Genomic DNA, 20,909 nt, shown 5'->3' with positions numbered 1-20,909 from the left:
ATGGTCATTATCGATAACAGGCACCGCCGTAGCGGTCAAAGCCATCAGTGGAGTCGGAGACGCCGGTCGCACCTAGCATCCGGTTGGCAAACAACGCATTAGCGGGCCAACCGTTGTGGCGACCTTCTGCGCCGATTTCACCCGTTTGGTGAAATACTGGAGGCGCGCCATCTACACAGCAATGAACATCTAGCAATTGGCGAGATGTTCCCGCAAGCGACACTACAAATAACTATTAACATCTACTCATTAATAACTATGCAGTTAAACGCTTACCGTCGTGATGGAGGGGTCAACACATGCGAGGAGCGCGCATCCTACCATTGCATTTGGCGTCTGACCAGTACTTTTAACTTACACCACAGTGAAACAAGGACTTGCGCTCATGCACATATGGTCTAACCTGAAAAAGTGCCTAATCAAGTTCACTATTCTCAAGGAGCGATGCAATGAACTGGGATCAAATTGAAGGCAAATGGAAAGAGATGAAGGGTAAGGCACGCTCAAGCTGGGGCGAGCTCACCGACGATGAGTTGGATCAGATCGGTGGTAAAAAGGATCAATTGGTAGGCAAGCTTCAGCAGAAGTACGGCCTAGAGCGCGAAGAAGCAGAGCGTCAAGCCGATGACTGGGCTGATAAGCAGTAATAGCATTATAAGCCCCCCTTTAATTACACCATTTCCGTTTTGGTAGGTCGGTTTTTTTAGCAACACGATGTGTTGGTGGTTCTAGTTACGTTATCCCCCAATACACCTACAAGCACACCGATCTATTATCTATCGTAGCCACATGGAGAGATGCTATGCGTAAGACAATCCTCACAACCCTTATCGGTACCGCCCTTATGGGCAGCGTTGCCATGAATGCTCACGCGCAGGATGAGCCCCAGGGCATGTATTCTGCCGACGACATTCTTGATGCAGAGGTCTATTTTGCCGGCGGTTCCGGTGAAGAGATTGGTGACGTCGATGACATCCTGTTTGATGAAGAGATGCGCATTACCGCGATTGTGATCGAAAGCGGTTCAGTACTGGGCCTCGGCGGCCGCGAGATCGTTGTTGATACCGACTACTTCACCCTCGAAACCGAAACGGACGCCGATGGTGATACAGAACATCGCATTATGGTCGAAGCCAGCCAGGAAGAAGTCGAAGCCTTCCCGGCTTACAATAACGAGTGGTGGGAGCAGACTAAAGCCAACGCTCGCGATGCCTGGCAAACTACCCAAGAGGGCGCTGAAAGCGCTTGGCAGCGTACCCGTGAAGCGTTAGATATCGATGATAATGGCTAACGCTTCCCCATTGTTTTTAATAGCAACGTTTTTAATAGCAACGAAACGCTAGCAGTAGAATCTCAGCATTAGAAAAAGGGCTGCCCAACTGGGCGGCCCTTTTTGCTAGCTAGCGATACGCATCTATTTACGCCGCACGCCCTGCCCCGGTAAACGCTCCCGGTCGTGAGACCGTTCAAGGTCGAGTAGTGGCCCAGCAGGTACGATTCGCGTTGGGTTAATCGTGTCGTGACTATAATAGTAGTGGCGTTTGATGTGATCCATATTGACGGTCTCCGCCACCCCCGGCCACTGATAAATTTCTCTCACGTAATTGGAGAGATTGGGATAATCTTCAATGCGCTTAAAATTGCATTTGAAGTGGCCATAGTAAACCGCGTCAAACCGGATCAGCGTGGTAAAGAGACGAATATCCGCCTCGGTTAACCACTCCCCCGCCAAGTAACGATGCTCGGCCAAGCGTGCTTCCATACGCTCTAGACCGTCAAACAACGCCTTCACGTGCTTCTCATAAACCGCCTGTTCGGTGGCAAAGCCTGATTTATAAACGCCGTTATTGATGTGGTCGTAAACATCGGCGTTTACGTCATCAATGACACCGCGCAGATCTTCTGGGTAAAAATCCAGGTCGTTGCCGGTCAATTCATCGAACGCACGGTTAAAAATACGTAGCAAGTCTGCAGACTCATTATTAACGATGGCGCTGCGCTGTTTGTCCCATAGCACGGGCACGGTGACACGCCCGGTATAGTGGGGGTCGGTCATGGTATACAGCTGGTGATGGTAGTCGACGCCGTTAACGGGGTCGCCACTGGCACCTTCGTCCTGACGGTACGTCCAGCCTTGGTCGAGCATCAAGGGGCTAACATGGGACGTGCCGATCAACGGCTCTAGCCCTTTCAACTTACGCATAATCAGCGTGCGATGCGCCCAGGGGCAGGCTAGCGAGACATATAAATGATAACGCTCTTTTTCCGCTGGGTAGCAGTCACCGTCAGTCTCCGGATGGCTGCCCACCCAGTCGCGAAGCTGAGCGGACTCACGAACAAATTCGCCGCCGTGTTTTTTAGTGTCATACCACTGGTCTTGCCACTTGCCATTTACCAGTAATCCCATTGGGCGTCTCCTGAAAGTCATTAGAGGTGCTAACAATTACGTTCTTTTCTTCAGCATACGCCCGCTTCAGGAACGCTCAAGCGGATGTTTTACGGCCTTTCATTCGAGTCAGTCGAATCATTCAGCGCGCATTCGCTCACCACGGCCTGTTTCAGTGCGGCGGCCATCGCATGAGCCGCTGGCCCTGCCCGGTCTCGGTCGCGAAAAATCATCTGAATCGGCACTTCACGAATACCGCCCGCGGGTAGTGGCAGCGGCTTTAATTGCCCGCTGTTTAACTCCTCCGCAATTCGTGTTTCCGGCATCCAGGCAAACCCCAAGCCACGCCTTAGCATATCCAGTGAGGTATTGAGGTGGCTGACGGTCCAACGCTGCTCGGCTTTCAACCAGCCAGCATTGGTTGATTGGCGCAGCGCTGAATCACGCACCACCAACTGCCGATACTGGGCTAGATCGCGTAGATCCAACGAGCGGCCCAATTGATGTAGCGCATGCTGGGGATGCGCCACGGCAACAAAGCGCACCGTGACCAACGGCTCGCCCAAGAAGCCCTGCGCCTCAATGCCGGAGACTACCAAGTCTGCGCGGCCATCATAGAGCATCTCAATGCCGCCATTGAGAACACTCTCGTGCAACTGAACGCGCACCTGCGGGTACGTTTCAGAGAATCGCTCTAGCGCTTTAGCTTGAGCAGCAGCGGGAAACACCTGATCGATTGCCACTACCACTTCCGCTTCTAAACCAGCGGCTAGCCGGGTGGCGACATCTTCAAGTGACGCTGCGCTCTCTATTAATTGACGCGCGCGCCGAAGCAGCAGCTCGCCCGCTTCGGTTAACCGTACTTGTCGGCCAATAGGCTCCAGCACCTGCACGCCTAGCTGCTCTTCTAATTTATGAACGGCATGGTTCAGCGTGGAGGGGCTTTTATGTACCGCCTCTGCCGCACGCGCAAATCCGCCGTGGTCAACCACGGCGGCCAACATTTGCCATTGTGAAAGTGTTACCCGGGACATTTCGATTTCCTCAACGCAATACAGCGAAACAATGCGCTTAATGTTCGAAAAAACATGGCTAGAATGCCAGGAAACAGCTAACACTTCCGCCCATGCTTACAAAATGCTTGAGATTAACTGCTGGTCGCAGGTAAAAGAGCACGTTATTTCTATCCAGCGGGAAAATATTTGACACAGATTATACTTTAGCTTTTAAAAGCGTAGTTTTCGTCTATAGTTAACACAGATTATTTAGTTAGCACGCTTCACTGGTTACATTTGTTAGCAAACGCTGTTTATAAATAGTAATCTCTGTCTGTTAGTGCTATTTTTGTATTTAATTACGCTTTATGTATAGATATACAGTCTATGCACCCCTGCCTTCATGGGGTATGGTTTCCGGGTTTATTCGCTTAATAGTTACTTTTAATCACGAACTCGGCGGTCCATTTACCCATGTTGCGAATCCTCCATTCGCTGCCCCGTACGCACAAATTATTACTGTTACCCGTGGCCACAATGGTCACCGTGCTGGGCACACAAAAGTTATTGACGACATACCAAGATTTAACTCAACTAAACACACCGCTTGAAAGCGTGCTAGTACCGCTCCCAAGCGACTCTACTCCGGGCGTCCCTTCCCTGCATCAAGAACGCACCCCGGTAGCAGATGCGATCGATCGCGCCTCGCGCGCCCTCGACGCGACCCGCGAAAATATCCCCCTCAGTGAACTCACCGCAACCGAGATCGTTGATCTTGACGTCATTGCCAGCGCAGAGGCCGACATGGCGAACCAGCCGGCTTTGGGCGTCGACGTCACGGTACCGAATACCGCAGCACTGGAAAGCGGTGGTCTCGATGACGGTGCGCTGCATATGGCAATTGTGCTAGGCACATTGGCTAGCGGCATGCTGGATAATAATGTAGACAACAGCTCTTCCGTCGAAATTGCCGACGCTACCTCTTATGAGGATTATGGCGTTGAGCTATTCGATGATATCTCCTTTCTGGATTTAGAGCTGGCAGCTGAAGAGCCCTTTGTACCTGAGTGGGAAACCCACATTGTTGAATCCGGCGAAACTTTTGCCGTACTGGCACAAAACGAATTAGGCCTAGGCTATAGCGAAGTGATGGCTCTGCTGGAGGATTTACCTGACCCGCGCATGCTAACCAATTGGCGCGCCGGGCACAGCTTTGATTATCAGCTGGATGAAGATGGGCGTTTATTGTCGCTACGCATGATGAAAAACACCCGTGACGGCATACTGCTGGAGAAGGACGCAGACCACTTCGCCATCACCACGATTGAACGCCAAGGAGAACCTGTTCAGCGCCTCTATGCCGGTAGCGTCAGCGGTAGCTTTGCGCGCTCCGCCCAGGCGACAGGTTTGAACAGCGGCTCGGTAACAGAACTGACGAAACTACTCGAAAAGAAGCTCGATTTTCGGCGTGACAGCCGCCGCGGCGATCGTTTCCAGGTACTGGTCGAGTCAGACATGATCGATGGTGAAACTTTAGATTCCCGTGTATTGGCTGTTCATTACAACGGCGAACGCATGGACTTAACCGTTGTGCGTAATGCCAGCGACGATAACTTCTATACACCTGAGGGTGGTAGCCTGGATCCTGCCTTTGCGCGCCACCCGTTTGAAGGCAACTACCGTTTAAGCTCCAGCTTCAATCCGCGCCGTAAGCATCCAGTAACCGGCCGCACTAGCCCGCATAACGGTACCGATTTTGCTATGCCGATTGGCACGCCGGTAACGGCTCCCGCTAACGGTGTTGTGGAACGAGTGAGCAACCATCGCGCCGCAGGACGCTATGTCGTCATCCGTCATGACAATGGCTACCGGACGCGCTACCTGCACCTCTCCCGGCCGCTGGTGAAGCAAGGTGAACGTGTAACAATGGGCGAGCGTATCGCGCTATCAGGCAATACAGGCCGCAGCACCGGCCCTCACCTGCACTACGAAGTCATCGTCAACAACTCACCGGTCAATGCGATGACGGTTCCCCTACCCGAAAACACCAGCTTGAGCGGCGATACGCTTATTGCGTTCCAGAATCAGGCAGCACCCATATTGGCGGCGCTGGAAAGCGGCGAAACAGGCCCGGTTAGCGTGGCTAATTATCGGCAGGAGAGCGACGACTAGCGACCGCTATATAGCTACCGTGTACTCAAACGCAAAACACCGCCACGTGGGCGGTTGTTTTGCGTTGGCTTACGTATTTTCAACTGTCTAGACTGACCGCTGCAGCGCGGCCAGTAGCGTTGCATCCCGGCGGTAGATATCAGGTCTAAACTCCACCTCGCCTTCGGCATTTGGCCACGCGGTCAAATAATGCAGCGCAATGGGAATACGCTGAGATAAGCTCACATTGCGATCACTCCCTCCTTTTAACAGCGTACTCATTTGATAACGACTGCCGGTGTCTTGCAGCAGCATTTGCGCCAGCTCAGTCACACCTTCAACCCGAATACAGCCTGAACTAAGTGCACGCTGATCACGCCGGAACAATCCACGCGCGGGGGTATCGTGCAAATAGATCATTTCATCGTTGGGAAACCGTACCACGACGCGACCTAGCGGGTTACCTGTACCCGCTACCTGACGCAACATAACGCCGCCAGGACGCTGCCAGTCGATCTCCTCCGCAGCAAGCGGTTCGCCCATGGGGCTAATCACCTGGATGTTTTTACGCGCCAAGTAGTCGATATCGGCACGCACCTGGGGCAACACATCCTCGCGCATGATCGTCGGCGGGATTGTCCAGGAAGGATTAATGGTTAAATGGCTGATCGTAGAGTGGATAATCGGCGTCTCGCGCCGCGGGGTTCCTACCACCACACGGGCGTCCCAGTGCTGGCCGTTAGGGCGCACGTAGTGCATCCTGTAGCCTGCAATATCAACCCATACTCGTGGCTCAGCAGATTGCATCGGACGGATCCACCGCGCGCGCTCTAAATTGACCCGCAGCTGGTCGATTCGCGACGCCACTGAGGTGTTCAACGCCAAGCGAGTTTGTTCGCCCACTACACCATCTTCCTGCAGCAAATGACGGCGCTGGAAACGCCTCACCGCGGCTTCCAGCGGTGCATCAAAGGCACGCCGATTCGACCCGGCTTGTACACCGATTAATGGATAGGCGCTGCTATCCGCCACCTGTAACTCAGCCTCTCCCCATAGTGCCAGGCGCTGGCGCAGCACGCTCACATCGTCGGCTTCATCGCCTGGCCGCAACGACTCTTCCCGCGCAGCCAAGTAGGGCACGCTGCCCAGGTTAGCCAGCTGATAATGCTGCTTCAAGGCATCGCGCAGTTGCTGATATTCAGCAGACGAGGGCCGAGCCAGCGCGATCGCGTTATCAAGCGAGCGGTCATCGACGGCATGCACCACACGCAGCAGTGAGTAGCGACGTTCAGGGCGCGGCGCATCCCACTGGGGTTCGACATCGCGCGGGTTCACCTTACCGCGCTCTAAATGATCCAGCGCCAGCAGCAACGCTCGAGTTGCTTTAATATCAAACGACGCCTGAGCGGCTTGACTGCTTGCCTGACTGCGCTGGAACTCATCAATCAGTGTATCAGCGTGGTAATCCTCGGGTGTTAGACCATCGGTTTCCAAGCTATTCAACGCAGCAACCAGAGACTCAACCGCCACGGCTGCCTGCCAGGCGGGCTGCCCATCGCGCAGTTGATAAAACTCAGCAACGGGTAGCCGCTGCGCCTCAACCGCGCTTAATTGCTGGGCTAACGCCTGTTGTAACGGCGCTGAATCCGCATTCGCATAGCTAATGCCTAAAGGGCTGTGGGTAAGCGTGAGACAAAGAGCGACCCCTATCGCCCATTGTCTTAGTGGCTGTATCTCGTTCATCGCCCTCTCCTTGCGTTACTATAGTCTTCCACATCGCCGACCCTGTTTTTTATATTAGTCGGCTAATCTTTATAATGACTTATATTGCTCGTAGGATCGACTTTTATGGCTCTTCGTTTAAATGTTGCCACGTTATTATTTTCTCTCCCTTTTACATTATTTACATTACCGCTCCACGCTGCCAGTTTCTTCGCCCAAGTTGATTCAACGCCACCTCGCGGCATACTGCCTTTACACCATCAGTTGCTGCAGCTCGCCCCCCAGGCCTCGCCCGATGCGCTGCGTTTAGCCGCCCAAGCGCTTAACTGCGCCGAGCCTAATGCCGAGCGCTTGGCAGTGATCGATTACTCGCTGCCATCTACCGAGCCGCGCTTGTGGGTATTTGATTTGCGCCAGCATAAGCTACTCTTCGAAGAGCTGGTCTCCCACGGCCAGGGGTCTGGCGACGCCCAAGCAGAGACGTTTTCCAATACCCCCGATAGCCATCAATCCAGCATTGGCCTATTTCGCACTATGAACAGCTACTATGGGCGCAACGGCTATTCACTGCGCCTGGAGGGTCTGGAACCCAACGTCAATGACTTGGCGTTTGAGCGCGCTATTGTGATCCACGGCGCGGACTATGTAAGCGACGCCTTTATCACCCAAACGGGGCGGCTCGGTCGCAGCCATGGCTGCCCGGCGGTACGCGAAGACGTCACTTACCCGCTGATCGACAGTCTAAAAGAGGATCAGTATGTGTTCGCTTATTATCCCGATGCCGAGTGGCTGGCCACCTCCGCGTTTTTAGGCTGCACGGCCACCGCCGCACAGCTAGCCCGGCGCTAATGTTACCCAGAATCTTAATGAGGGGAACGTTAACAACCTCAGCCTTACAGGCAATCAGTAGCTGAATTTTATCATTTTCGGCCGCTAAATCAGGCGCACAGGGGAACCCTCTGCAATACTTTGTGACAAATTAACACAAAATATTGCTATCTGCCGTAGGTGTCTCTGCCATGTTCACCTTTATGCACCCGTACCAAAAAATTCGCCGCCTGGAACAGGAAGTTGCCGAGTTACGCACTCAGCTTGACGCTGCTACCCCCTCCCCCAGTTGTCGATTATTGAGCCTGATGAAACCGGCACAATCCATCGGCATGCTGCAGGCAAGAGGCGCGGATATGCTGGCTTCTCTCAATAGTGGCATACAGGAGTATGCGGATCAGCTTGCCGGCGAGCGGGCCACCCTAACGGAAACGGTTAATTTAATTGCCACCGCTGAACAGGCGGTCAGTAGCCTTGACCAACGCTGCCACGACACTGAACGTACCGAAGCGTTACCCCCATTAGTGTTAGCTAAAACTCTGCACGCCTTAAGCCAGCTACAGGTCGCTCTCGCCCGTAGTGCAGGCCACGCCCAGGCGTTAGCGGTAAGTACGGCCCTCGAAACGGCCCATAGCCAAGGTCTGCTTGGCAGCACCGATGCCGCTAGCCAGCAATCTCCAGGATTGGCAGCCATTGCAGACGATGTCCACCGCTTAGCGTTGACTATGCACAGCTTGAGCCATCAGCTCAGCCTACTGATGGAGCAAATTAATAGCCAGGTAAGAGAACACTCGCAGGCCGTAGTGAAAAAACGTCTGGCCGACGAGGAGATTACCCATTCCGCGCAAGCAGCTAAGCAGGCAGTGCATCAGCTTGCTGACCAAGCTCAGCATATGCACAAGGTGATTCATCACAATGCCACCGCTGCGTTTTTACACTCCGCGAAGCTTGATCATGCGGTGTGGAAGTGTCGGCTTTATAAGCAGCTCCTCTCTGCCAACACAGACACTCCCCTAGAAGACCATCACCAATGCCGTTTAGGGCGCTGGCATCAACATGGAGAAGGTCACCAACGTTACGCCCGCACTGAGGCCTATCGAGCGCTGGCGGCACCCCATCGCCGTATGCATGACAGTGGCGCGGAAGCACTTAAGTTTGCCCGCCTGGGCGACCGCAATGGTCAACTGGCCGCCTTGGGAGTCATGGAAGAAGCCAGCCAGCAGCTCGCCCTGCAGTTGGACAACCTCATGGAGCACGCCATGTATGAGGCGCCCTATTCAACCAATCATCACTCACCGCTTGCGGGCGCACCTTAAATAGCCGTTGTACGCTAAATAGCCTTTCGTCTTATCTAGCCGCCTATGCCATGCTGGTTGCAATAAAACCACTTTCCTCACCAGCAGCAATGGGAAAAAGCATATGGCACAGGTCAAAAAGCTAGATCTCGCGTTACAAGGCGGTGGCGCCCACGGGGCTTATACCTGGGGTGTCATTGATCGCCTACTGGCAGATGACCGCATTGAGATTGAGGGCATCAGCGGCACCAGCGCCGGGGCAATGAATGGCGTGGTAATGGCCGATGCGCTCACAAGAGGCGATAAAGAGACCGCTCGGCAAGCACTGCACGACTTTTGGCAAGCGGTGAGTCGCGCGGGTATGGCCAGCCCCATCCGCCGCTCTCCCTTGGACATATTGACCGGCAACTGGAGCCTGGATCACTCGCCCGGTTTTATTGCGATGGACCTATTAAGCCGTGTGGCCTCCCCCTACCAACTCAACCCACTCAATATAAATCCGCTGCGCGATATCGTGGCCGAACATATTGATTTCGAGCGGGTTAGGCAATGCCAACAGCTTAAGCTGTTTGTCGCGGCCACTAACGTACGCACGGGTAAACAGCGGGTGTTCCGCCGTGAAGAGATGAGCGTTGACGCGGTGATGGCCTCCGCTTGCTTGCCCTTTATATTCCAAGCAGTGGAGATCGACGGCGAAGCGTATTGGGATGGTGGCTACATGGGTAACCCCGCCCTGTTTCCTCTCATGGAGGAGTGCAGCGCACGGGATATTCTGCTGATACAAATCAACCCAATCAGCCGTAACGAAGTCCCCACCTCGGCATCGGCCATTATGAATCGCCTCAACGAGATCACCTTTAACTCAGCACTGATTAAAGAGATCCGTATGATTGCGCTGCTTAAGCATACCCTCGATGAGCAAGGCATTGAAAACTGCTACCAGCAGGCGTTGTTCCACCGCATTAGCGGCGAGCAGGCACTTGAGGGCCTCTCTGTCTCCAGCAAATCCAATTCTGAGTGGCCTTTTCTATGCCATCTTTTCGAGCAGGGACAAGCTGCCGCTGAACGTTGGTTAAGCGAACACTTTGAAGCGATTGGTAGCCACTCCACACTGGATATTGATGCCGTCTATTTACATGAATAATGGCTGCACGTTCAGTCCGCCCATTGCACCCTTCTAGCACCAAGATGCCGCAAAATCGGCGTTGCATGCCCAATCATGCAGCATAGACTTGATCACTCATCTCTAACACGCACAACAAAAATAAATTAAGATATTGATTTTTAGCAATAAATATTCAACTGGCAAACTACCTGCATAACTCCTACCAGTGGTGGTAGGCGTGGACCAGGCCCAGTCGGGTACGAGTGCGTCGAACCTGACCTTCAACGGTGAAGGCATGTTCTCGTCAATTGTTTGCGTAACGCGCTAACTTGTTTGCGTTGCGTAGCGACTAACTCGTTTTATGCCCCGTGAGGCCATCCCATGGACATACGCAACAAAGCCAACCGCATTCGGCTGCTTAACTTCTCGACTCCTCAGATGCGCGCTTTCCACTTTTCATGGTTCGCGTTTCATATCTGTTTCTTCGGCTGGTTCGGCATCGCCCCTCTTATGGCGATTGTTCGAGAAGACCTTTCACTGACTCAAACACAAATCGGCAATACGATTATCGCTTCGGTAGCGATTACGGTCATTGTGCGCCTTGCGATTGGCGTACTGTGTGACCGCATCGGTCCGCGTAAAACCTATACCGGGCTACTGATATTAGGCGCTATTCCGGTGATGGGCATTGGCTTGGCCGATAGCTTTGAAACCTTTCTATTGGCGCGCTTAGCCATTGGGGCCATTGGTGCCTCCTTCGTGATTACCCAGTACCACACCTCGATGATGTTCGCCCCCAATGTGGTCGGCACCGCCAACGCTACTAGCGCAGGTTGGGGAAACCTGGGTGGTGGCACCACGCAGATACTGATGCCACTAATCTTCTCGGGCATGCTGATGCTGGGCGTTAACGAAGCCTTTGGCTGGCGTTTAGCGATGATGGTGCCTGGTGTAGTGATGTTCTTTACCGGCATTGGCTACTGGTTCTTTACCCAGGATGCCCCCAACGGCAACTTCAGCGACCTGCGCGCACGCGGCGAATTGCCTGAAGCTTCAGGTGAAAATGGTGCCGCGCAAAGCTTTCTAGCCGCCGCCAAGGATATTCGTGTTTGGGCGCTGTTCGTTGTCTATGGCCTCTGCTTTGGCGTGGAACTGACGATCAACAATATTGCCGCCATCTACTTCTTTGATAAGTTTGATCTTACCCTGGCCACCGCGGGTCTGATTGCCGGTCTGTTTGGTTTAATGAATATTTTTGCGCGTACTTTAGGCGGCGTCTTCTCGGATCTTTTCGCTAAGCAAGGGGGCTTGAAAGGGCGCGTTCGCTGGCTGTTTATTGCCTTGGTTTGCGAAGGTATTGCGTTGGTAGCGTTTTCGCAGATGCACGTATTAAGCCTAGCGATAGGTATCATGCTGGTGTTCAGCCTGTTTGTGCAGATGGCGGAAGGCGCTACTTTTGGCGTGGTGCCGTTTATCAACAAAAAGGCGCTGGGTGCCGTGGCGGGCATAGTCGGCGCTGGCGGTAATGTGGGCGCGGTAGGCGCTGCCTTTCTGTTCCGCAGCGAAAGCCTGACCTATCAGCAAGGTCTGTTCTATTTAGGCCTCACTGTACTGATCCTGGCTTCATGTGTGTTGGTGGTACGCTTTAGCGATGCTACCGAAGCAGAAGAGGCCAAAGCGTATAGCGACGCAGTAGGTGATGATGTAGGCGCGGGCGCTCTGTCGTTACGCTAAGCGCTTTCCAGTACACTCATACTTCCATAACGTTCCTGTTCACTCCCATACGCTTCGGCATGGTATGGGAGAATAACGGTATGGGAGTGTTCACATTTAGGCGGCGAGTCACCAAGGAAATTTCTATGTCTTCAGCGCAGCAACTGCTCTTAACCGCCATCCGTTGCGATATCGACAACCTTACCCACCTTGCCACCACCGCCGATATTGTCGGCGACATCAGCCGCTTTATTCATATGCTCCAGCGTGAACGGGGCGCATCGACGATTTACCTTGTTTCCCAGGGGCAGCGCTTCAAAACCCGCCGCGACACCTACCGGCAACACAGTCAGCAGGCCGAAACACTAATGCGCCAACGGCTGGAAGCGCTCAGTGAGGAGGCCCGCCCCCAGGCCGCCGCGCGCTTACTGCGCCGGATTGCCGCCGTCTGGTACGCGCTTGACGAACTTGGCGCGCTTCGCCAGGCCATTGATACCTTTGCTATCACCCCCGATGCAGCGACCCAGGCGTTTAACCAGTTGACCAGTGGCCTACTAGCCATTGTGTTTGAGGCCGCAGATACCTCTATCGATCCCGATATTACCCGCACGCTAGTAGCGATTTTCCACTTAATGCAAGGCAAAGAGCTGGCGGGCCAGGAGCGCGCCTGCGGCGCCTTTGGCTTTACCCATGGCCACTTCGACGAGCCTCACCGTGCCCTGCTCAACCAGCTAATGTCGGATCAACAGCGCTGTTTCGACACCTTTGTAGAGTTTGCGACACCCGAAGCGCAGCAGGCATGGCAGAAGGAGCTTTCACCGCGCACGCTGTCGGGTATTTGCCATCTACGCGATATCGCCTGCCAACGCTCGTCGGCAAAACAATCACCACCCAAAGAGACACCCGATAAGCTGGGTGAAACCTGGTATGAACTCACCACGCTGCGCATCGACTCAATGAAAACAGTTGAAGATGCGCTGATTGAACAACTGAGTGTGCTTTGCCACCGCAAAATCGCCCAGGCCGAGGAGGCTTTAGAAAAAACCAAGGCGGATCCCTGTCGCCCAACATCCGCCCCCTGCGAGCAGCTGTTGGCGCTGAATAGAGCGCAACCATTAGGTGACCTGACCGCCAACGCTCTCACCTCCCCCCTGGGCCGCTCGCTGATCGAGCTCACCCAAGCCCAGGCCAGCCGCTTACAAGGGCTCAGCGATGAGCTTGAAAATACCCGCAAAGCGCTACGAGAACGCAAACTGATTGAACGCGCCAAAGGTCTCATCATGGCCCACCAGGAGATGAACGAAGAGGAGGCCTACCGCTTTCTGCGGAAAACCTCAATGGATCAAAGCAAAAGCATGGCAGATATGGCTCAAGCGATACTGGATCTCTCAGCGATGCTAAAACGCAACGATGCTAAAACGTAAAGTAGATGGGCTCCTCGTTAGCAGTCAGTTAGCAGCACAATACCAAGCTGCTTAAGCCTATATTTGCAGGATGCTGTCACCTTAGCCATGCTAAAAGCTCACTTGACTGACCAAGCAAGGAGCGCACCCCATGCAACACCGCGTGCTATTAATTACCGGCGCATCTAGCGGCATCGGTGCGGCCACCGCTCGCGCAGCTGCACGTGAAGGCTATAAGTTAGTACTCGCTGCACGTTCTAGCGACAAGCTCACCGCACTGGCGCAAGAGCTGGGGCCGGAAAACGTACTGACCTGTGAGCTGGACGTGATTAACATGGAACAGCAGCAGGCCATGGTTGAGCAGGCGCTGGAAACCTTTGGCCGCCTGGATGGCGTCTTTGCCAACGCTGGCCGTGGCGGTTCACCCGGCGGCTTTAGTGAAGCCGACCACGACGCATGGCGTGAGATGATTCTCACCAATATCTATGGAGTGGGCCTCACTATTCAAGCCTGTTTGCCCGCCCTTAAACGCAGCAAAGGCCATGTATTGCTCACCGGCTCAGCCGCAGGCCGCACGACTATTCCAGGCTCGATGTATAGCGCGACCAAGTGGGCGGTCACCGGAATTGGCTACAACTTACGTGAAGAGTTACGTGGCACCGGCATGCGTGTGACGCTAATTGAACCTGGAATGGTCGACACCCCCTTTTTTGATGAGCCGCCAACTCATGCCTTAGAAGATCGCGATATCGCCAATGCGGTAATTTACGCACTAGCGCAACCTGCCCATGTAGATGTGAATGAAATTCTTATTCGCCCCACTCCACCTTTAAATGAGGAGTGAGGAGCCAACGAACCTGTATATCCGCCACCTGGATAGTCGACACCTTGCAATTCATCTGCAATGGCCGCATAACGTGTAATTACCAAGCGCGCTAAGTAATTTTTCACCCGACGCGCCCACGAATTAATTTGCAGGTGATCCATGAGCCAACTCGCTTCCACGGCACTTTCCGTTCTTGATCTGGCACCTATTCGCCAGGGCGGCAGTGCCGCAGAGACCTTTCGCGATAGTGTTGCCCTGGCGCAATTAACCGAGCGGCTAGGCTATACCCGTTACTGGCTTGCCGAGCACCACAATATTGCCGGTATCGCCAGTGCCGCAACCGCCGTGTTGATTGGTCATATAGCCGGGCAAACGTCCACCATCCGCGTGGGTAGCGGCGGCATTATGCTGCCTAACCATCCACCGCTGGTGATTGCCGAGCAGTTCGGCACACTGGAAACGCTCTACCCTGGCCGTATTGATCTGGGATTAGGCCGTGCGCCTGGCTCGGATGGTGCCACCATGCAGGCTATGCGCCGCAACGCCCACGCCGGGGTCGATGATTTTCCACAACTGCTGAATGAGCTGCGCAGCTACTTAGCCGATGCAGAGCCCCAGCAGCGAGTGAAAGCGGTGCCTGGCCAAGGTACCCATGTGCCTATTTGGTTGCTGGGTTCCAGCGGTTACAGCGCGCAGCTGGCAGCCAAACTGGGCTTACCCTTCGCGTTTGCGGCTCAGTTCGCGCCGGGCTATTTATTTGAAGCGCTGCGTTTGTACCGTGATAACTTCCGCCCTTCGGAGCACCTGGATAAGCCCCATGCGATGGTCGGCCTTCCCGTGATGGCCGCAGAGAGTGACGCGATGGCTCACTACTTGGCCACGACAGCGCAGCAGAAGTTTTTAAACCTTATTCGCGGCAAGCCGACTCAGTCACAACCGCCGGTTGAGCAGTTGGATTGGTCGCCGATGGAACAGGCCCAAGTCAGCCAATTTTTAGGCGCGGCGATTATTGGTGGGCCCGAGACAGTTAAAGCCGAGCTTGAGGAATTCCAAACACGCACTGGTGCCGATGAACTGATGATTAATAGCGATTTTTACAGCCACGCCGACCGTCTACGCAGCTACGAAATTGTGGCTGAGGTCGCTCGATAAGCGCTTAGCTGAACAGGATAGTTATGACCACACTCGCTTTCTCTCCAATAACGGATGACGATTTTGCTGCTTTCTGGCCCACCTTCCAAGCCATTGTTGCAGCGCAAGAGACCTATGCGTTTGATCCCGATATCAGTTTTGAAGCTGCCCGTCAGTTATGGTGTAAAACGCCTAACGCCAGTGTGGTTGCCAAAGATGAAAACGGACAAATGCTGGGCGCTTACTACTTAAAAACCAACGCGGCTGGCCCCGGCGATCATATATGTAACTGTGGTTATATGGTGACCCCCGCCGCACGGGGCAAAGGCGTAGCGCGAGCCATGTGTGAGCACTCCCAGCAACAGGCCCGGGAACTAGGGTTTCTGGCCATGCAGTACAACGCCGTGGTGGCCACCAATGAGGTGGCTGTCGCGTTATGGCAGAAGCTTGGGTTTAGTATTGTGGGTACCGTTCCTAACGCCTACCGCCATGCGCGCTTCGGTTTTGTCGATACGCATGTGATGCATAAGACGCTTTAACAATCATCCATTTACCAAAGGGTTCTTTACCAGACGACTATTTACTAAGCAACTCTTTATCAAACAATTATTTTCCAAACAACTCTCAAACAAGTTTAAAAAAACATTTAATTATACGGCTTTATTATGATTTAGCATTTAACAATATAGAAAACTAACACCAACTTAATCAAATTATTATTTTAACGGAAAATTGATACCTTTTAAAACTCCCCTATGCACCAATTCAGGTGCGGGGAGTATTAGGAGAAGTATCAATGCAAAACATATCAGTTAAGAGAGTGATTGCTGGCGCACTGATTGTGCTTTTAGCCATGCTTATCATTTTGGGTAGCATGGGTGTCATGGCAGAACGCGAAGGTGCACAGCTGCTGGCAGAAATTAATGAAATCAGTGCTCAACAAGCGAGTGCTGCTAACCGTGCAGAAACAAATCTAATGGAGGTGCGGGTCAGGCTAGAGCGCATGTCACAGCACTACCGCAATGGCAACGAAAGTTACGCTGAGCGGGCGCTGGGAGAAGCGCTGGTGAGCCTGGAGAAATCTGACCAGCGTATTGCAGAACTCACTCGCCTTGAACTCCCGATTGATTCCGAGCGTCGCCCACTAATCGATGCAATTGTCGATAGTTACCACCTTATTGTCACTGACACCTTAAGAAGTGATTTAGCCAACGAGCGCTATGAGACACTGGACGAATACCGTGATCCCATTAATCAGAAGTTCTCTGGCTTTAGCACTGCGATCAGTAATTTCAATGATTATGCATTGAGCAGAGGCAACCAAGTTCACTCGGAAGCGCAGCGCGACAGCGTCATTTTTGGTATCACCGTAGGCGTTCTCATTTTAACCGCGATTGTACTCTATATTGTGGTACAAATAATGATTAATCGGCTCGTCATCAGTCCCCTACAGCGGGCAGTCAGCATTTGCGAAAACATTGCAAAGGGGGATTTGACCAGCCATATCGATGCCCTAGGGCGTAACGAGATTGGCCGCCTTTATAGTGCCATGGAGGATATGCAGGAGCGCCTGGAAGAGATAATCGGTACGCTCAATCAAAGTAGCGAAGCCGTCGCCTCCAGCTCTACGCAAATTGCCAGCGGCAGCCAGGATCTCGCTTCGCGTACAGAGCAACAAGCCGCAGCTTTGCAGCAAACCGCCGCGAGTATGGATGAAATTTCATCGATTGTGCGGCAAAACGCAGATACTGCCGGTCAAGCACAGCAATTGACCCAGGACGCCGCGCAACAGGCGAATAGTGGTAAGCAGGCATCTGAACGCACCAGCCTACTGATGCGGGAATTAGAAGAGACCTCGCACAAAGTCCATGACATTATCCAGGTGATTGACTCAATCGCCTTTCAAACCAATATCCTGGCGTTGAATGCATCGGTAGAAGCTGCCCGGGCTGGCGAGCACGGTAGAGGCTTTGCGGTGGTGGCCAGCGAAGTTCGCTCATTAGCCACCAAGACCTCCACTTCATCGAAAGAAATACGCACCATGATTGAAGATATCTCACAGCGTATTGTTGTCGGTGCGGAACAAGCAGCTAAAAATGGCCATGATATGGCGGAGATCAACGAAGCTATTCGTAAAGTGACGGAAATGATGCAAGAGCTTGCTCTCGCCGCAAAGGAGCAGGAGTCGGGCATTAGCCAAGTCAGCACAGCGGTATCCCAGATGGACTCGGCGACCCAGGAAAATGTATCACTGGTTGAAGAGACCAGCACCGCGTCAGCCTCACTCCAGGATGAAGCGACTCGTTTGGCCGAGTTAGTCACGACCTTCAAACTTAAGCGCGTAGCGCACGGTGGCTCGGAAACCCCCAGCGCCTCTTCATCACCGCAGGCACTTGCAGCGTCTAACGCTTCTTCAGCTAGAAAACTGCCCAACGCCACACCTGATTGGGAAGAGTTTTAATTCACGCTTTTGGGCCAGCTTGGCTGGCCCTTTTTCCATTGGCCTTCCGCTTCAGGTCATAAAAATTAGCGGCTCGTTAAATGCAAATATCGACAGAATACAACTTGCGGATGGCGCCCTGTCAAAGGCAAACATCAGCGATGTGATTCACAAGCCTTAGTCGTTCACGTCAAAACAGTGCTGTAACTGTTGCTCAGCGGCGTCGCTGCCCATCGCCGTTAACTTAGCGATATTTCGCTCAGGAATCGCGTCGGTATCGCCGTAAAACTCGATCGCCTTTTCGACGCTCTCTTCGCGCAACAAATGCACCATGGCATAGGGAGAGCGGTTGGTATAGTTGGCAGCGTCATCGGGCTCAGCCCCGTCGAAGCAGTAATCGGGATGAAAGGTAGCGAGCTGATAGACTCCTTCATATCCCTGATCGACCAAGATACTTTCGGCCAGCTCAACAAAATCCAGGTAGTGATCAAAACTTTTAAAAAGCGTTGGAAATACCAGCAGCGTCGTTTCAGTTTCAGGGTGTTCGTCCAGCCACGCTACCTCGACCATCAGCTCTTCAAGCGCCACTTCAATTTTTTTAGAACGCACAACCTCAACGCGGATGGCTTCACGCGCTAGCTCCCGCTGAGCGAACGGGCAAATATCGTGGGCGACAATGAAAGTGCGCACCCAGTTCAGCGTTTGCGCGGCAACTTGGTCATCTGCGTGTTGGTTATCTGTGTGCATAGCACCCTCATGATCATGGTTAGGTCGGCGATGGCCGACGCTTTATGCGCAGCAGTTTACCAACTGTTCATGACCAACTACACGTGCTCTTGGTAGCGCTTCAGGGCGACTTCATAGGATTTATGGATATGGTCGTCCATTAATTCACGCGCTGCTTTAGCATCCCGCTGTAGCGCCAGCTCCACCAGCTGATGATGCTGCTCGTCCAGCTCTTGACGTATCGTCGGCATTTTTGGCCCCAAACGTCGGTAGCGATCGAACTGGTCGTGTAACTGCTCAATAAAACGCAATAACCAGACTGACCCACACGGCGCCACCAGGGTGCGGTGAAACTGTGTATGCAGATGCTCCCACTCTTCGCCTTTATCCAGGGTTATATCGGCCCGTTTCAGGCGATGTGCGGCAGCAAGCAAATCGGCCTCCCAAAGCGAGTCACCGTTAGCAATAGCTCGCTCTAGCGCCATCCCCTCCATTTCCAGGCGCATTTGGGCAATATCGTCCAGTTCATCCCGCGATAGCTTCGGCACCCGAAAGCCGCGCTGATTCTCCTGCACCAGCAACCCATAAGCCGCCAATCTATTGAGCGCTTCTCGCAGCGGGCTCAAACCGACTTGATAGCGCTCTTTGAGGGCATTGATAGCGAGCTTTTCACCGGCCACAAAACGCCCACCCACCAAATCCTTGCGTAAATGATCAAACACGCGACTTGATGCGGTACCCGCTGGCCCCACTGGCCCTACTGGCTTGGCTGACGTAGGTAGAGAATTATTCATCACGATGTCCTTTGTTTATCTCAGTTCCCGCTGTCCATTCTGTTTTGACTGTTGACGTTGGGTCGGGCACTACCTATATTCTATTTTAGACAAGATAATCGATTTTTTAATCTACAAACGATAAATAAGGTCTAGGTATGCTTCTGATCTCCTCTTTGGCTTCGCGGGATATGCATCAATGACACCACCCGCCACCTCCTGGCAACTTTTCTGGGCCTTTTTCCGCATCGGCATCTTTGGTTTCGGTGGCGGCCCCGCCATGATCCCATTAGTGCGCGCCGAGGTCGTCACCCGTCACCATTGGTTAACCGATGAAGAGTTTGCCGATGTACTGGCGATTGGTAATACCTTACCCGGCCCCATTGCCACCAAGATGCCCGGCTATATTGGCTATCGTGTAGGTGGAGTCGTCGGCTGTATTGCGGCCGTCATTGCTATTATCGTCCCGATGATTGTGGCGATGATTGTCATGTTAGGCATTTTCAGCCGCTACCGCGATGTGGCATGGATTCGCGGTATGGGCCAAGCGGTAGTGCCGGTGGTCATGGTGATGATGGCACAGCTCACCTGGGACTTTTTTGATAAATCCCAGGCCGCTCTTGGCTGGCTGGTCAGCATTGCAATGGCCATCATTGCCGCCGGGCTGATCTATTGGCTTGGCATTCACCCAGGCTGGGTGATTGGCGCCATTCTACTTGCCGCCCTCCTGCGCCCTGCCGGTAAGAAAAAAGCGGAGGGAGCGGCATGATTTATTGGGATCTCTTCTTAGCCTTTTTTATCCCAAACATTATCGGCTATGGCGGCGGCCCAGCCATTATTCCACTGATCGAAGCCGAAGTGGTTGGCCGTTATGGCTGGATGACCGCACAAACCTTCGCGGAAACACTAGCCCTCGGCAATGCATTACCTAGCCCTATCGCGACCAAAATGGCCGGCTATGTGGGCTATGAAGTAGCGGGTATTGGCGGTGCCTTCATCGCCGTGGCTGCCACAGTGATCCCTACGCTGCTACTCATGTTAGGCGCGTTAGGGTTGCTCTACCGTCATCGTGATTCCCCCCGGGTTAAGCGCATGAGCCAGTGGGTACGCCCTGTCATCGCCATGATGATGGCCTGGCTGACCTTGGGGTTTCTGCTCGAAAGCCTTAATACCAGCGGGACGATTCATACCCTGATCATTGGCATAGTCGCCGCTATAGCACTGATTCGTTTTAACACGCACCCCGCCTTTGTGGTTATGGGCGCCCTGGTTTATGGAGGTTTCTTTCTAGGCTAACGCTTATTGGCAGATGTATTTATTAGATAACAAAAACCCGATAACGGGATCACGCGCTCACCACGTCGCTGCAGTCAGGGCGGCATCCCACAACACCAACCTCAATCTATAAAGGTGTA

At 53.4% G+C, this 20,909-nt stretch carries 20 protein-coding genes; 14 read left to right on the top strand and 6 right to left on the bottom strand.

Features of this window, described 5'->3' with window-relative positions; genetic code table 11:
- Positions 1 to 7: 7 nt before the first annotated feature.
- The gene (locus HALTITAN_RS11230; protein WP_039859330.1) at positions 8 to 196 is read right to left on the bottom strand and encodes a hypothetical protein; all 189 of its coding nucleotides are present in this window, start codon (positions 194 to 196) and stop codon (positions 8 to 10) included.
- Between the two features lie 253 nt (positions 197 to 449).
- On the opposite strand from HALTITAN_RS11230, the gene HALTITAN_RS11225 reads away from it, so the two are divergent.
- Positions 450 to 647 (top strand): CsbD family protein, encoded by a 198-nt coding sequence (locus tag HALTITAN_RS11225; protein ID WP_027959898.1) that lies wholly within the window; start codon positions 450 to 452, stop codon positions 645 to 647.
- A gap of 155 nt (positions 648 to 802) precedes the next feature.
- A complete protein-coding gene (locus HALTITAN_RS11220; RefSeq protein ID WP_027959899.1) occupies positions 803 to 1,291 on the top strand; it encodes a PRC-barrel domain-containing protein in 489 nt (162 codons plus the stop codon).
- Between the two features lie 123 nt (positions 1,292 to 1,414).
- On the opposite strand, the gene HALTITAN_RS11215 is transcribed toward HALTITAN_RS11220, so the two are convergent.
- A complete protein-coding gene (locus HALTITAN_RS11215) occupies positions 1,415 to 2,407 on the bottom strand; it encodes a glutathione S-transferase family protein (RefSeq protein WP_022520660.1) in 993 nt (330 codons plus the stop codon).
- Between the two features lie 89 nt (positions 2,408 to 2,496).
- Positions 2,497 to 3,420, bottom strand: coding sequence for a LysR family transcriptional regulator (locus HALTITAN_RS11210; protein ID WP_027959901.1), 924 nt, complete (start codon positions 3,418 to 3,420; stop codon positions 2,497 to 2,499).
- Between the two features lie 435 nt (positions 3,421 to 3,855).
- Here HALTITAN_RS11210 and HALTITAN_RS11205 point away from each other — a divergent pair, with 435 nt between their 5' ends.
- On the top strand, positions 3,856 to 5,553 hold the full coding sequence (locus HALTITAN_RS11205) for a peptidoglycan DD-metalloendopeptidase family protein (protein WP_039859256.1): 1,698 nt from the start codon (positions 3,856 to 3,858) through the stop codon (positions 5,551 to 5,553).
- A gap of 87 nt (positions 5,554 to 5,640) precedes the next feature.
- Here the strand turns inward: HALTITAN_RS11205 and HALTITAN_RS11200 are convergent, their stop codons facing one another.
- Positions 5,641 to 7,275, bottom strand: coding sequence for a L,D-transpeptidase family protein (locus HALTITAN_RS11200; RefSeq protein WP_009287181.1), 1,635 nt, complete (start codon positions 7,273 to 7,275; stop codon positions 5,641 to 5,643).
- A 105-nt stretch (positions 7,276 to 7,380) separates the two neighbouring features.
- On the opposite strand from HALTITAN_RS11200, the gene HALTITAN_RS11195 reads away from it, so the two are divergent.
- The 9 genes from HALTITAN_RS11195 (at position 7,381) to HALTITAN_RS11155 (ending at position 18,016) form a co-directional block, all read left to right on the top strand.
- Complete coding sequence (locus tag HALTITAN_RS11195) at positions 7,381 to 8,103, top strand: murein L,D-transpeptidase catalytic domain family protein (protein ID WP_027959903.1); 723 nt, start codon at positions 7,381 to 7,383, stop codon at positions 8,101 to 8,103.
- A 170-nt stretch (positions 8,104 to 8,273) separates the two neighbouring features.
- Positions 8,274 to 9,398 (top strand): CZB domain-containing protein, encoded by a 1,125-nt coding sequence (locus HALTITAN_RS11190; RefSeq protein ID WP_022520665.1) that lies wholly within the window; start codon positions 8,274 to 8,276, stop codon positions 9,396 to 9,398.
- 103 nt (positions 9,399 to 9,501) lie between these two features.
- Entirely contained in the window at positions 9,502 to 10,521 is a 1,020-nt protein-coding gene (locus HALTITAN_RS11185; RefSeq protein WP_009287178.1) for a patatin-like phospholipase family protein, read from the top strand.
- 342 nt (positions 10,522 to 10,863) lie between these two features.
- Positions 10,864 to 12,216, top strand: a complete 1,353-nt coding sequence (locus HALTITAN_RS11180) for a NarK family nitrate/nitrite MFS transporter (RefSeq protein ID WP_009287177.1) — start codon at positions 10,864 to 10,866, stop codon at positions 12,214 to 12,216.
- Positions 12,217 to 12,341: 125 nt separating this feature from the next.
- Complete coding sequence (locus HALTITAN_RS11175; RefSeq protein WP_039859255.1) at positions 12,342 to 13,619, top strand: nitrate regulatory protein; 1,278 nt, start codon at positions 12,342 to 12,344, stop codon at positions 13,617 to 13,619.
- 130 nt (positions 13,620 to 13,749) lie between these two features.
- A complete protein-coding gene (locus HALTITAN_RS11170) occupies positions 13,750 to 14,442 on the top strand; it encodes an SDR family oxidoreductase (protein WP_039859254.1) in 693 nt (230 codons plus the stop codon).
- A 141-nt stretch (positions 14,443 to 14,583) separates the two neighbouring features.
- Positions 14,584 to 15,576 carry an LLM class flavin-dependent oxidoreductase gene (locus HALTITAN_RS11165; RefSeq protein ID WP_009287176.1) on the top strand — a complete coding sequence of 331 codons (993 nt, stop codon included), beginning with the start codon at positions 14,584 to 14,586 and terminating at the stop codon, positions 15,574 to 15,576.
- A 23-nt stretch (positions 15,577 to 15,599) separates the two neighbouring features.
- Positions 15,600 to 16,094, top strand: a complete 495-nt coding sequence (locus tag HALTITAN_RS11160; RefSeq protein WP_039859253.1) for a GNAT family N-acetyltransferase — start codon at positions 15,600 to 15,602, stop codon at positions 16,092 to 16,094.
- A gap of 257 nt (positions 16,095 to 16,351) precedes the next feature.
- The gene (locus HALTITAN_RS11155; protein ID WP_039859252.1) at positions 16,352 to 18,016 is read left to right on the top strand and encodes a methyl-accepting chemotaxis protein; all 1,665 of its coding nucleotides are present in this window, start codon (positions 16,352 to 16,354) and stop codon (positions 18,014 to 18,016) included.
- Between the two features lie 156 nt (positions 18,017 to 18,172).
- Here the strand turns inward: HALTITAN_RS11155 and HALTITAN_RS11150 are convergent, their stop codons facing one another.
- Together HALTITAN_RS11150 and HALTITAN_RS11145 are read right to left on the bottom strand one after the other, a co-directional pair.
- Positions 18,173 to 18,742 (bottom strand): DUF1415 domain-containing protein, encoded by a 570-nt coding sequence (locus HALTITAN_RS11150; RefSeq protein WP_009287175.1) that lies wholly within the window; start codon positions 18,740 to 18,742, stop codon positions 18,173 to 18,175.
- A gap of 77 nt (positions 18,743 to 18,819) precedes the next feature.
- Positions 18,820 to 19,515: a GntR family transcriptional regulator gene (locus HALTITAN_RS11145; protein WP_051051998.1), complete on the bottom strand. Its 696-nt coding sequence runs from the start codon at positions 19,513 to 19,515 to the stop codon at positions 18,820 to 18,822.
- Between the two features lie 178 nt (positions 19,516 to 19,693).
- Between HALTITAN_RS11145 and HALTITAN_RS11140 the strand changes: the two genes are divergently transcribed.
- Complete coding sequence (locus HALTITAN_RS11140; protein ID WP_009287174.1) at positions 19,694 to 20,263, top strand: chromate transporter; 570 nt, start codon at positions 19,694 to 19,696, stop codon at positions 20,261 to 20,263.
- Complete coding sequence (locus HALTITAN_RS11135; RefSeq protein WP_009287173.1) at positions 20,260 to 20,790, top strand: chromate transporter; 531 nt, start codon at positions 20,260 to 20,262, stop codon at positions 20,788 to 20,790. Before HALTITAN_RS11140 ends, HALTITAN_RS11135 begins: the two co-directional genes overlap by 4 nt.
- Positions 20,791 to 20,909 lie beyond the last annotated feature (119 nt).

This window comes from Vreelandella titanicae BH1, assembly GCF_000336575.1.
Lineage (GTDB): Bacteria > Pseudomonadota > Gammaproteobacteria > Pseudomonadales > Halomonadaceae > Vreelandella > Vreelandella titanicae.
Note: the sequence above shows the minus strand (reverse complement) of the source record. Positions and strands in the feature narration are given on the sequence as shown.